A 14,022-nucleotide genomic window follows, 5' to 3' on the forward strand; every position below is an offset into this window, starting at 1 on the left:
TCTTTTTTAAGAAATGGATGCCAATTTTGTGTAAGCATTCTTTAATTTCTTGATGACAATTACCATTTCTTCTTTTTCTAAATGGCCAAAACCAAACCGAATTGCACACGTATTTTTATCTTGATATAAGATGGTTTTAGGCAGAAATAAATCGTTTTTTTGTGTTTCTTCTGCTAATTTTATTAAAGAAATATGTTTTTTAAACTGCAACCAAATAGCCAAACCACCAGCAGGAATTTGCCATGTTGCAATTTTAGAAAAGTTTTGGGTAAGTAGGTTAGACAAAGAATCTCGCCTTTGCTTATAGATTACAATGTTTTTTTTCATTAGACGATGAATTTCGCCTTCGTGAATTAATTCTGATAGCATTTGCTGCTGAATTAAATCGCCTTGTTCGTCTAATAATTGCAAGTAGTTTTTGGCTTCTGAAATAACATTTTTTGGCGCAACTATAAATCCGGTTTGAAAACTCGGAAATAAAGATTGACCTAGTTTACCCAAATAAATGACCAATCCGTTTGTATCTGCACTTGCAATTGGTAACATTGCAGCGCCATCGTACTGAAAATCGTACTCGTAATCATCTTCTATAATAGCAAAACCAAACTCTTTTGCCAAAGCAAGTAATGCCAACCGACGTTCTGCACTTAAAGTTACTGTTGTTGGGTAATCTCTATGCGCACAAACATATACACATCGTATGCTATTTTTTATAAAATGTTTTCTAATATAATCTACATCCAATCCGTTTTTATCAACAGGAATCGTTTTAATAGCAGCACCAGCTTGATGAAATATCATGTTTGCAGCATAATTACTAAGATTTCCTACTAAAACAACATCGTTTTGTTTTATTAGCAGTTGAGAAACAATGTACAAACTCATTTCTGTACTTCTAGTACTTACTAAGTTTTCTGGTTTGATAAAAAAATCTCTAGTTGCATTTAAATAATTACACAATTCGGTTTGAAACAAAGAGTATGAAATTTCGTTCGATCTGTTCCATTTTTTAATCAACGTTTTACGTTTCATGGCTGCGCTATACCATCTAGAAAATTGATGTACAGGATGCAAGCGTAAATCTGGTTTACCATCGTTAATAGTATACTTTGCTTTTGTAGTTTGGGTAGTAGAAGCTAAATGAAAAGAATTTTGAAAAGGAAAACCAGCATTTGCAGCATAATTAGATGTTTCATTTCCGTTTTGTACAGGTGCTTTTATTTTTCTTTTTTGTACTACGGATGCAGATATAAAAGTACCTTTATTAGGAATAATTTCTACCCAACCTTGTGATGCCAATTCATCATAAATAGCCACTGCGGTATTTCTATGGATTTTTAAAAGTTTACTTAAAACTCTAGTACCAGGTAAAGCTGTGCCTTTGTTTAAATGCTTTCTTTGAATTGCATTTATAATTTGTTGCGCAACTTGTATATAAACAGGTTGTGCTACAGACTTATCAAAATTAATTATTTCTTTAAAAAGTGTATTAACCGGACTACCTTTCATTTTAAAACTGGACTAGTTTAATCGTCGTGAAAGTTACGAGTTTTGCATCATAATAAAATCATTATTCATGAAAATTAAATTTACCTTATTATTTGCTTTAGTTTTAAGTGCAATATCTGTAAAAGCACAAGAAAATACGGCACAAAGAGATACTTTAAAAGAAGTTGTAATTACAACAAATAGAATCGATTTACCTTTTAAAGAAAATTCTAGAACTATAAATATCATAACATCAGAAATTATAAAAAATAGTGCAGCTACAAACGTTGCAGATTTATTACAACAAGTAGCTGGTGTAGATATTAGAAGAAGAGGAACTGCAGGAAGTCAAGCAGATTTATACATTAGAGGTGGTGGTTTTGATCAAACTTTACTTTTAATTGACGGAATTAAAATGGACGATGCGCAAACAGGTCACCATACGTTAAATGCTGCTTTGCCTATCGAAGTTATCGAAAGAATAGAGATTATTAAAGGACCAGCTGCAAGGGTTTTTGGTCAAAATGCGTTTACCGGCGCTATAAATATTGTAACTAAAAAAAGCTTAAAAAACACGGCTTCTTTAAATGTCGAAGCTGGTTCTTTTGGGCAATTAAACGGTTCTTTAACCGTTGGTAAAGAGTTTGAAAATGCATCGATTATTGCACATGTTGGTGCTTTAACATCAGATGGTTATAGAGAAAATTCTGATTATAATAATTTTAATTATTTCTTAAAAGGAATTTTTAATAAGAACAATCAACCAATCGAAGTTTTAGCTACTTTTTTCGACAAAAAATTTGGTGCACAAAATTTTTATACACCAGAAGCTTTTGGATTAAATGAATATGAGGAAACTCAGAATAGTTTATTAGGAGTTTCTACAACTTTTAAAACAGAAAATCTTAAAATTACACCAAGAATTTATTGGAGAAGAGGTCAGGATATTTTTCTATTAAAAAGAGATGATCCAGATTTTTATAGAAACCTTCATATTACAAATAAAGTTGGTGTAGAGACAAATGCATCTTATACGTCTAATTTAGGGGTTACAGGTTTTGGTGTAGATGTTTCTAGAGTTTTTATAAGTAGTAATAACTTGGGTAAAAGAAACAGAACAATGGCAAATGTGTTTTTAGAACATCGTTTTAAATTTGGTGCTGTAGATATTACTCCGGGTGTAGCGGCAACTTATTTTTCAGACTTTAAATTTCATGCATTTCCTGGTTTAGATATTGGGTTAAAATTGTCTGATAAGTTTAAATATTATTGGAATATTGGTTATACATATAGAATACCAACGTATACAGATTTATATTACAATGACTCTAGTACAACCGGAAACCCTAACTTAAAACCAGAAGAAGCAATTGCGCAAGAGTTTGGTTTAAAATATACTGACAATAACTTTTTTGCAACATTATCTTTATTTACCAGAGCTTCTGATAATATTATCGATTTTATTAGACAGAATGATGCTCAAAATAAATTTACGGCAACAAACATAGCTAAAGTAAATACGCAAGGTTTAGAGTTTAACGCTAATTATACATTCAAAATTAAAGATTTTGATCAGAATTTATCATTTGGATACACATTTATAGAAGATGATATAAATGATCAAAACAGAAGTTTATCTCGTTATAGATTAAACACTTTAAAGCATCAATTTATAACACGTTTTTCTACAAGGTTATTTAAAAATGTAAGTCAGAATATTATTTACAAACATGCAGATAGAACCGTAGGGCCAAGTTATAATGTTTGGGATGCTTCTGTAATTGTTGCAGTAAATAAATTTAACTTTACAATTACAGCAAATAATATTTTTGATGCAGAATATATAGAATCTGGTTTTTTACCAATGCCACCAAGCAACATTTTATTTGGTTTGCGTTACAATTTTTAAAAATTGTAGAACTTTATAATTAATGAAATTAAAAAACCTGTTGAAAAACAGGTTTTTTTTATAAATTGAAGTTAACGGTAAATAACAGCTGCTAATTAATAAAGTTTTATACATATTAAATTTAGTCATTCATTGGAATTCAATAGAAATTACCAATACCATCATTTTTTGAAACGATCGGTTTTTTCCTTTAAATAAAGCGATTAATTTACAATTTCTTAACTTTGCCGCTTAATTTTTAATAGCATGAGTTTAAACTTATCTCAAATAGATACGGTAAAAACAATAACCAAAGAAGACTTTATAAAAAATTACTTTAAGCCACAAAAACCTGTAGTAATAGAGAATTTTGTAAATGATTGGCCTGCATATTCTAAATGGAATTTAGAGTATATGAAGCAAGTTGCCGGAGACAAAGTAGTGCCTTTATATGATGATAGACCTGTAGATTTTAAAGACGGCTTTAACGAGCCGCATGCTAAAATGAAAATGTCTGAATATGTAGATTTGCTAAAAAGAGAACCAACTAAATTCAGAATTTTTCTTTGGAATATTTTGAAGGAAGTACCTGTATTACAAAAAGATTTTAAGTTTCCAGATTTTGGTTTACGTTTGATGAAAGGTTTACCAATGTTATTTTTTGGTGGTACAAATTCGCATACATTTATGCATTATGATATCGATTTGGCTAATATTTTTCATTTTCATTTTGAAGGAAAAAAGGAAGTAATTTTATTCGATCAAAAGCAAAATGATTTTTTGTATAAAATTCCGCATTCTTTAATTGTGAGAGAAGATATCGATTTTTCGAATCCAGATTTCGATAAATGGCCAGCTTTAAAGAAAGCGAAAGGTTATATTACACATTTAGAGCATGGGCAAGTACTATATATGCCAGAAGGATATTGGCATTATATGAAATATATAACGCCAGGTTTTTCTATGAGTTTAAGAGCAATTGCAAGAAAGCCCAAAAACCTGTCTAAGGCAATTTACAATGTGTTTGTAATGCGAACAATAGACAATGTAATGAGGCGAATTAAAGGGCAAAAATGGATAGATTGGAAGAATGAAAAAGCAATTACAAGAACTAATAAGTTAAATGGCTTTTAAATAAGGTGATTTTACCTGTTGTTATATGTTTAGGTTTTTACTAAATTGCGAAAACTAACTAAACTTTTTATTTATGAAGGCATGTCCAAAATGTAAATCTGAATCTAGACATAGAATGAAGAGAAAAGGCATTTCTAGACTTTTTCCGGGTACAAAGGGCTATGCGTGCGATAAGTGTAATACAAGTTATACTTGGTTTCCTTTGATAAATAGATCTTTCAGATTATAAAAAAAGCTTCACAATTATAACAATTGTGAAGCTTTTTTATAAGTTAACTTTTTAAAGTTGCTATTTAAAGAGTCTAAATATATCATTTCCGTTTGCAAAAAGTAATAATGCAATTAGTAGAATAAAACCAACTACTTGTGCATATTCTAAGAATTTATCTCCTGGTTTTCTACCTGTAATCATTTCCCAAAGTGTAAAAACTACATGGCCACCATCTAAGGCAGGTATTGGTAAAAGGTTCATAAAACCTAACATAATAGATAAGAAAGCAGTTATTTCCCAGAAAGATTGTGCACTCCAAGTGTCCGGAAAAATACTTCCTATAGAAATAAAACCACCTAAACCTTTATAAGCTCCAGTACTTGGGTTGAAAATCTTTTTTAATTGTTTTATATAATCTGTTAGAGTTTTCCAAGATTTGTTTAATCCAGCAGGTATTGCTTCAGAAAAAGAATATTCTATTTCTTCTAAATCGTAATAACCTAAACGTTCTAAATCTTTAAAAGAGGTTCCGCCAAAAACTACACCTAAGTTTCCGTAGTTAGAAACTTTTACGGGTATTTCTTTTGTTTCGTTGTTTCTTTTAACTGTTAAAGAAATCTCTTGTCCTTTATACTTTGCAAGTTCTTTTTTAGCTTCATCATAATAAGTAATTGATGTGCCATTAATTGCTGTAACAATATCTTTTGGTAAAATATTTGCATTTGCATTTAAAGAATCTTTTTGAACTTTTGCAATTACAAAAGGATATCTAACATTTAAAAAATTACCAGCATCTTTACCTCGATCCATTAATTGAGAAATAAAATCTTCTGGTATTTCCTTGTCTAAAACTTGTCCGTTTCTTTCTATTTGATAAGTGTTACCGTTTATGAATTCTAAAGATAATCCAGAGAATTTTTTTACTTTTTGACCATCAACAGTTAAAATTTTATCACCGGTTTGTAAGCCTAAGTTTTCTGCTAATTTATTTTCTACCCAAACACCGTCTTTTACGTTTTCGTTTGGTAAATATTTTTCACCATAAGCCCACATTAGCATTATGTAAATAAAAATACCTAAAACAAAGTTTACAAAAACACCACCAAGCATAATAATTAAACGTTGCCATGCAGGTTTAGATCTAAATTCCCAAGGTTGTGGTGGTAAAGCCATTTGTTCGGTATCCATACTTTCGTCTATCATACCAGAGATTTTTACATAACCTCCTAACGGAATCCAGCCAATACCGTAAACAGTTTCTCCTATTTTTTTCTTGAAAATAGAGAATTTATAATCGAAGAATAAGTAGAATTTTTCTACTCTAGTTTTAAACAATTTTGCAGGGATAAAATGCCCTAATTCATGCAAAACAATTAATAAAGATAAACTTAGTATAAATTGCGATGCTTTTATTAATATTTCCATTCAGCGTTAAATCATAATTAAATAAGAAACAAATGTAAGGTTTTCGAGAGAGTTGTAAAAGAACAATTAGTACTAGCTTTTTTTATTTAACATAGATTTTAGATAGCTTTTGATTTTGTTTCCTTTTTTTGACTGTTTTTAAGTCGTATTTTTGCAATATAAACGTTGTATTATGGAAGTTAAATTCTTTAAAAAATCGGTTCCGACACTTATTTTTTTAGCAGTTTTTTCTGCGGTTGCGATACCTGTTTTTTATCATTTGTTAAAAGTAGATACTAAGCTAAAAGTTTACAGTCCTGCAGATGTAAATCCGCGATTGGTAGATTTTTCTATGAAACATATTACAAAAGACCACACCATTGCAGATTTTGAACTAACAAATCAAAACGGAGAAATAATTACGAATAATACTTACAAAAATAAAATTTACGTAGCAGATTTCTTTTTTACACGTTGTCAAACTATTTGTATTGCAATGGCTTATAATATGAGCGAGTTGCAAGATTTTTACAAAAATGATAAAGATATTATGTTTCTTTCACACTCTGTAACACCTGTTATAGATAGTGTTTCTGTGTTAAAAGAATATGCAAAAAGAAAAGGAGTTGTAGATGGTAAGTGGAATGTAACCACAGGATCTAAACAGCATATTTACGAGCTTGCTAGAAAAAGTTATTTTGCTGTTTTAGATGAAGGAAACGGTGATGAAAACGATTTTATACATACAGAGCAATTTGTATTAGTTGATAAAGATAGACGTATTCGTGGGTACTATGATGGTACAGAAAAAGAAGATATGGAGAAGTTGAAAAACGATATTGTTTTGTTAAAGGATGAATATGCATCAGAATAACTTGTTTAGAATCATTCTAAATGATTATCTTTGCTAATCCAAAAACAAAATATTGAGCACAATTGCATCTTTACATATTGGCGAAATGGGGTATATATCTGAAGAATCTTTAGATTTTATTCCGTTAAAATTACTAGAAATGGGTTGTTTGCCAGGGGCCGAAGTAGAATTGGTGCAAATAGCGCCTTTAAAAGACCCTTTATATATCTGTGTAAACGGTAGTCACTTGGCAATTAGAAAAGAAACAGCTTCAAAAATAAGAATCTTAAAAGCAAATTTATAATGCCTAAAAACGATATAAAAGTTGCTTTAATAGGAAATCCTAATACCGGAAAAACTTCTTTATTTAATCAACTAACAGGTTTAAATCAAAAAGTTGGTAATTATCCAGGAGTTACAGTAGATAAAAAGCAAGGTACAAGTAAATTATCTGCAACCCAAAATGCCTTAATTACAGATTTACCAGGAACATATAGTATAAATCCTACTTCTTTAGATGAAAGTATTGTATTAAAAACATTACTTAAAAAAGATATAAAAGAATCACCAGACGTAATTTTAGTGGTTGCAGATGTAGAGAACTTAAAAAGAAATCTTTTATTGTTTTCTCAAATAAAAGATTTAGAAATTCCGACAGTTTTGGCTATTAATATGGTAGATCAAATGACTAAGAAAGGAATTTCTATAGATTTATCTGCCTTAGAAAAAGAGTTAAATACCGAAGTAGTTTTAATTAGTGCTAGAAAAAATCAAGGAATCGAAGATGTTAAAGCGGCAATTATTCGTTGCCATGTTGCGGCAAAAGCAGCACCTTTATGCGGAATTAACTCTAAAATAGATCCAGATTATTTTTCTAAACTAAAAGAAATTAGCCCTAACTATTCTTTATATGAACTGTGGTTAATGGTAACCCAGAACAATTACCCAGATACCATAAGTAAAGAAGAAAAAGAAAAGTTACTTGCCTTTAAGCAAGATGTATCTAAGTTAAAAAAGTATCAGCATAAAGAAACAATTTATCGTTATCAAGAGATAAATAAAATTTTAAAGAAAACGTATTTAGTAGACAAAAGTAAAGCTACAGATATAAGAAGTAAATTAGATAAAATTTTTACACACAAAATTTTTGGTTACGTAATTTTCTTTTTAATTCTTTTGGTAATTTTTCAATCTGTTTTTGATTGGGCAACGGTACCAATGGATTTTATTGATGCCACATTTGCTGATTTATCAAACTTTGTAAAAAGTAAATTAGCACCAGGTGTTTTAACAGATTTATTGGTAGAAGGTATAATTCCTGGAATTGGAGGAGTTATCATATTTATACCTCAAATTGCAATACTATTTTTATTTATTGCTGTTTTAGAAGAAACAGGTTATATGAGTCGTGTTGTTTTTCTAATGGATAAAATTATGCGTCGTTTTGGTATGAATGGTAAAAGCGTAATTCCGTTAATTTCTGGTACCGCTTGTGCAATACCAGCCATAATGGCTACAAGAACTATTTCTAGTTGGAAAGAGCGTTTAATTACAATTTTAGTAACACCATTTACAACCTGTTCTGCACGTTTACCAGTTTATGCAATATTAATTGCGTTAATAATACCAAATAAAAGAATCTTCGGTTTTTTAAATTTACAAGGTTTAGTTTTACTTTCTCTGTATGGTTTAGGGTTTGCAACAGCAATTTTAGCAGCCTACATATTGCATAAAACTTTAAAAGTAAAATCAAAATCGTTTTTTATAATAGAAATGCCAAACTATAAGGTTCCTTCTGTTAAAAATATCTTTTTTGAAGTAGTAGAAAAAACAAAAGCATTTGTATTTGGTGCGGGTAAAATAATATTAGCCTTGTCTATTATATTATGGTTTTTGGCTTCTAACGGACCAGAATCTTTTAAAAATGCAGAGAAAAACATTATAGAAAATGTAGCAAACAATAATTTAAATAAAGACGAGTTAAATCAAAAAATAGCTTCCTCTAAATTAGAAAACTCATACATTGGTATAATGGGTAAAACTATAGAACCAGTTATAAAACCTTTGGGTTATGATTGGAAGATAGGAATCGCTTTAATAACATCTTTTGCAGCCAGAGAAGTTTTTGTAGGAACTTTGGCAACAATTTATAGTGTAGAGTCTGATGATGAAGATACAACCACAATTAAAGAAAAAATGCGTTCTGAAGTAAATTTAGAAACTGGTAAAAGTCGTTTTAATTTTCCGGTTGGTATGTCTTTAATGGTGTTTTATGCGTTTGCAATGCAGTGTATGGCAACGTTAGCAATTGTAAAAAGAGAAACAAAAACCTGGAGGTGGCCTTTAATACAATTATTTGGTATGGCTTTATTGGCTTATGTTTCATCGTTTATAGTATATCAATTATTAAGCTAATGCAAGAAATAATCGTTTACATATTAGTAGTTTTAGCAGTTTTCTTTTTAGGTAAAAAGTATGTTTTTCCTGCAAAGAAAAAAGGAAATTGTAATACAGGTTGCGATTGCCATTAAAACTTAACAGAATATTAATTGTCTTTTCTTGTAATGATTTCTACTTTTGAAAGACTTGAAACAAATACATTAACAAAACATATTTTAAAAACATGAAAAAATCAATTTTAGCAATTGCAGTATTTGCAATTACATTACTTAGCGGTACAGATTCTTTTGCGCAAAAATGGAAAAAATTAGATGTAAGTCCTATGGATGCTTCTACGTTTCCAGACAATTGGCGAGAATCAAATAAAGTTGTAAAGGTAGTTTATGGTCGTCCGCAGTTAAAAGGTAGAGATTTAGCAAAACTAGCACCAGCAGGTAAAGTTTGGAGAACCGGAGCAAACGAAGCTGCAGAAATTACATTTTTTAAAGACGTGTTTTTTGGTGGTAAAGCTGTAAAAGCAGGAACGTATTCTTTATTTACAATTCCTGCAGCAGAAGGAAATTGGACAGTTATTTTAAGTAAAGCAAGAAATGTTTGGGGTCATTACTCATACAAAGAAATAGAAGATGTTGTAAGAGTAAAAGGTACTGTTTCTAAATCTGAAGAAAATATAGAAGCTTTTTCTATGATTTTTGAAGACGATATGACTTTAAAAATGGGTTGGGCAAATACAGTAGTATCTGTGCCGATTAAAACAGAAATTATAGAAAAATAATTACAATTTAAAACTTGTAAAAAAGCCTTTTAATTTTTATTAGAAGGCTTTTTTATTTTTAAAATATCTTAACTGTTTAAGCAAGTACTTTTTTACTTTAATCTTCTAAAGATTAAATGTAAATTTGTACCCTATAATAAAAGAATCAAATGCAATATAATCATCAAGAAATAGAAGAAAATTGGCAAAAGTTTTGGGCAGAAAACGAAACCTTTAAAGCCGAAAATAATTCTGAAAAACCAAAATATTACGTGTTAGATATGTTTCCTTATCCGTCTGGTGCAGGTTTACATGTTGGGCATCCTTTAGGCTATATTGCAAGTGATATTTATGCACGTTACAAACGTCATAAAGGTTTTAATGTATTACATCCGCAAGGGTATGATTCTTTTGGTTTACCTGCAGAACAATATGCAATACAAACAGGGCAACATCCTGCAAAAACTACAGAAGCAAATATTGCAACGTATAGAAAACAACTAGATAAAATTGGTTTTTCTTTCGATTGGAGCAGAGAAGTAAGAACTTCTAGTCCAGAATACTATAAATGGACGCAATCTATTTTTATTGAGTTATTTAATTCTTGGTATAACAAAGATGCTGACAAAGCAGAAGATATTTCTAGCTTAGAAAAAATCTTTAATAAAGAAGGAAATGCAAATGTAAATGCAGTTTCAGATGAAGATATAGCTATTTTTTCTGCGGATGAATGGAAAGCTTATTCAGCGAAAGAACAAGAAGAAATTTTATTACAATATCGTTTAACTTTTTTATCTGATACAGAAGTAAATTGGTGTCCGGCATTAGGAACCGTTTTGGCAAATGATGAAATTGTAAACGGAGTATCAGAAAGAGGAAGTCATCCGGTAATTCGTAAAAAAATGACGCAATGGTCTATGCGAATTTCTGCTTATGCACAACGTTTGTTAGACGGATTAGAAAAAATAGATTGGCCACAACCGCTAAAAGATTCTCAAACCAATTGGATTGGGCGCTCGCAAGGTGCTATGGTAACTTTTAAAGTAGAAGAAACGGCTGTAAATACATCATCAGAAGTAAAACTATCTTATAAAGAATTAGAAGATTTAAAAGAAGTTCGATTAAATTTAACCAAAGCAGAAACTACACTTTGGAATGAGTTAAAGAACAAAAAAGGAGCATCAAAATTTAGAAAAAAGTATACAATTGGTACTTTTATGGTAGATTTTGTATGTATTGCTAAAAACTTAATAGTAGAGTTTTCTGGTAAAGAAGATGAAGCTGAGAGAACAACTTATTTTAATAACGAAGGTTTTCATGTAATACGTTTTACAAATGAAGAGGTTTTAGATAATGTTGTAAAAGTAGTATCAGAAATAAATACAGCAATTCAGTTCCCGAAAGAAATTGAAAAAACAACTGTAAAAGAAGTTGTTAAAAAGAAAAACGAATATAAAATTGATGTTTTTACCACAAGACCAGATACCATTTATGGTGTAAGTTTTATGACGTTGGCGCCAGAGCACGAACTAGTTTCTAAAATTACTACAGCCGCTCAAAAAGCAGAAGTAGAGGCTTATGTTGCTGCAACAGCTAAAAGATCTGAACGTGATAGAATGGCAGATGTAAAAACAATTTCTGGGGCATTTACAGGTGCATATGCTATACATCCTTTTTCTGGTGAAAAGGTACAAATCTGGATTGGAGATTATGTCTTAGCAAGTTATGGTACAGGTGCAGTAATGGCGGTTCCTTGTGGCGATCAACGTGATTATGATTTTGCAAAACATTTTGGTATCCCAATTCCTAATATCTTCGAAGGTGTAGATATTTCTAAAGAAGCACACACAGATAAAGAAGGAACTGTAATTGCGAATTCAGACTTTTTATCAGGATTAAAATATAAAAAAGCACTAAAACTTGCCATTTACGAAATGGAAAAAAGAGGTTTTGGTTACGGTAAAATAAACTACAGATTAAGAGACGCGGTTTTTAGTAGACAACGTTATTGGGGAGAACCTTTTCCGGTTTATTATAAAGACGGAATGCCACAAATGATAGATGAAAAACATTTACCAATTGTGTTGCCAGAAGTAGAAAAATATTTACCAACAGAAGATGGTAAACCACCATTAGGAAATGCAACAGAATGGGCATGGGATTCTCGTGCTAAAAAAGTAGTTTCTAATGATAAATTAAAAAATAAAACAGTTTATCCTTTAGAATTAAATACAATGCCTGGGTGGGCAGGAAGTTCTTGGTACTTTAACAGATACATGGATGCTTCTAATACAGAAGAATTTGCAAGTAAAGAAGCTTTAAATTACTGGAAAGAAGTAGATTTATACATTGGTGGTTCCGAACACGCAACAGGGCATTTACTATATGCTCGTTTTTGGCAAAAATTCTTGTTTGATAAAGGAATTGTGCCTGTAGATGAGTTTGCCAAAAAGCTTATAAACCAAGGTATGATTTTAGGAACTTCTGCATTTGTTTACAAAGCGACTCCGTTTGTTAAAAACGGTTGCGCAATAGACAAATCTAACGACGATGTTATCGAGAAAATACCGGCCGTTTTTGTTTCTAAAAATTTATTTACTTCTGATGACGAATTTGAAACTGTTGTTAAAAATTATTTATTAGATAAAGGTTTACTAAATCCTAATTATGCAGATTTAGTAATGATTGTTAAAACACCTTTGCACGCAGATGTATCTTTGGTAAATGCTTCGGATGATTTAGATATCGAAGGATTTAAAGAACATCCTCTAAATGCAGAATATAAAGATGCCGCATTTATTTTAGAAGAAGGAGTTTATAAAGTTGGGCGTGAAGTAGAAAAAATGTCTAAATCGAAGTACAATGTTGTTAATCCTGATGATATTGTAAAAGAGTATGGTGCAGATTCATTGCGTTTGTTCGAAATGTTTTTAGGGCCGTTAGATCAAGCAAAACCATGGAAAACTTCGGGTATTTCTGGTGTTTCTTCATTTTTAAAGAAGCTTTGGAAACTTTATTTTAACGGAGAAGAATTTTCTGTTTCTGATGATAAAGCAACCAAAGAAGAATTAAAAACATTACACAAAACAATTAAAAAGGTAGAAGAAGATATAGAGAATTTCTCTTTTAATACATCTGTTTCTACATTTATGATTGCTGTAAATGAATTAACTGCTTTAAAATGTAACAAGCGTGAAATCTTAGAACCTTTATTGGTATTATTATCGCCTTATGCACCACATATTACAGAAGAATTGTATAGTAGATTAGGAAATAAAGAATCTATATCTACAGCAGCTTTTCCTGTTTTTGATGCAAAACATTTAGTAGAAAGTGCCAAAGTATATCCTATTTCTTTTAACGGTAAAATGCGTTTTACATTAGAACTTCCTTTAGATTTATCTAAAGAAGAAATCGAGAAAACAGTAATGGAGCACGAAAAAACAATAGCACAATTAGATGGTAGAACACCTAAAAAAGTTATTATTGTACCAGGAAAAATTGTAAATATTGTAGGTTAATAAAACCATATAAAATTTTAATAAGTAAGGAATTTGATATTGTTAAATATTGAATTCCTTCTTTTTTTGAAATCTGATTAAAGAATAATTATGAACGCTTTTTTTGAAATTATTGGTTTATTAGCAGCGCTGCTAACTACCATATCTTTTTTACCACAAGTATATAAAACATGGCAAACCAAAGATACTTCTGGGTTGTCTTTAACAATGTTTATTGTGTTTTTTTTAGGTATTGTTTTATGGCTTATTTACGGTATTTATTTAAATAGTTTACCCATGATTTTAGCCAATACAATTACAGCAGTTTCTTCTATGTATTTAATAATTATGAAGTTGAAACATAAATAGAAAACATATTTTTAATGTGAA

General features: G+C 30.3%; 11 protein-coding genes. 9 read left to right on the forward strand and 2 right to left on the reverse strand.

The features are described 5' to 3' along the window. Positions 1–6: 6 nt before the first annotated feature. Positions 7–1,509 carry a PLP-dependent aminotransferase family protein gene (locus tag BXQ17_RS11670; RefSeq protein WP_077810825.1) on the reverse strand — a complete coding sequence of 501 codons (1,503 nt, stop codon included), beginning with the start codon at positions 1,507–1,509 and terminating at the stop codon, positions 7–9. 67 nt (positions 1,510–1,576) lie between these two features. Here BXQ17_RS11670 and BXQ17_RS11675 point away from each other — a divergent pair, with 67 nt between their 5' ends. Then, positions 1,577–3,397 carry a TonB-dependent siderophore receptor gene (locus BXQ17_RS11675; RefSeq protein ID WP_077810826.1) on the forward strand — a complete coding sequence of 607 codons (1,821 nt, stop codon included), beginning with the start codon at positions 1,577–1,579 and terminating at the stop codon, positions 3,395–3,397. 246 nt (positions 3,398–3,643) lie between these two features. Further along, positions 3,644–4,510: a cupin-like domain-containing protein gene (locus BXQ17_RS11680; protein ID WP_077810827.1), complete on the forward strand. Its 867-nt coding sequence runs from the start codon at positions 3,644–3,646 to the stop codon at positions 4,508–4,510. A gap of 289 nt (positions 4,511–4,799) precedes the next feature. On the opposite strand, the gene rseP is transcribed toward BXQ17_RS11680, so the two are convergent. Next, positions 4,800–6,146 carry an RIP metalloprotease RseP gene (gene rseP / locus BXQ17_RS11685; RefSeq protein WP_077810828.1) on the reverse strand — a complete coding sequence of 449 codons (1,347 nt, stop codon included), beginning with the start codon at positions 6,144–6,146 and terminating at the stop codon, positions 4,800–4,802. A gap of 172 nt (positions 6,147–6,318) precedes the next feature. Here rseP and BXQ17_RS11690 point away from each other — a divergent pair, with 172 nt between their 5' ends. The 7 genes from BXQ17_RS11690 (at position 6,319) to BXQ17_RS11715 (ending at position 14,001) form a co-directional block, all read left to right on the forward strand. After that, a complete protein-coding gene (locus BXQ17_RS11690) occupies positions 6,319–6,999 on the forward strand; it encodes an SCO family protein (protein ID WP_077810829.1) in 681 nt (226 codons plus the stop codon). A 52-nt stretch (positions 7,000–7,051) separates the two neighbouring features. Further along, the gene (locus BXQ17_RS11695; protein ID WP_077810830.1) at positions 7,052–7,282 is read left to right on the forward strand and encodes a FeoA family protein; all 231 of its coding nucleotides are present in this window, start codon (positions 7,052–7,054) and stop codon (positions 7,280–7,282) included. Then, the gene (gene feoB / locus BXQ17_RS11700) at positions 7,282–9,393 is read left to right on the forward strand and encodes a ferrous iron transport protein B (protein WP_077810831.1); all 2,112 of its coding nucleotides are present in this window, start codon (positions 7,282–7,284) and stop codon (positions 9,391–9,393) included. Before BXQ17_RS11695 ends, feoB begins: the two co-directional genes overlap by 1 nt. Then, the gene (locus BXQ17_RS14440) at positions 9,393–9,509 is read left to right on the forward strand and encodes a FeoB-associated Cys-rich membrane protein (protein ID WP_149025902.1); all 117 of its coding nucleotides are present in this window, start codon (positions 9,393–9,395) and stop codon (positions 9,507–9,509) included. Before feoB ends, BXQ17_RS14440 begins: the two co-directional genes overlap by 1 nt. Before the next feature lie 92 nt (positions 9,510–9,601). Further along, a complete protein-coding gene (locus tag BXQ17_RS11705; protein WP_077810832.1) occupies positions 9,602–10,153 on the forward strand; it encodes a DUF2911 domain-containing protein in 552 nt (183 codons plus the stop codon). 149 nt (positions 10,154–10,302) lie between these two features. Next, positions 10,303–13,653 carry a class I tRNA ligase family protein gene (locus BXQ17_RS11710; protein WP_077810833.1) on the forward strand — a complete coding sequence of 1,117 codons (3,351 nt, stop codon included), beginning with the start codon at positions 10,303–10,305 and terminating at the stop codon, positions 13,651–13,653. 90 nt (positions 13,654–13,743) lie between these two features. Continuing rightward, positions 13,744–14,001 (forward strand): SemiSWEET family sugar transporter, encoded by a 258-nt coding sequence (locus tag BXQ17_RS11715; protein ID WP_077810834.1) that lies wholly within the window; start codon positions 13,744–13,746, stop codon positions 13,999–14,001. Positions 14,002–14,022: the final 21 nt, after the last annotated feature.

This window comes from Polaribacter sp. BM10, assembly GCF_002005425.1.
Lineage (GTDB): Bacteria > Bacteroidota > Bacteroidia > Flavobacteriales > Flavobacteriaceae > Polaribacter > Polaribacter marinaquae.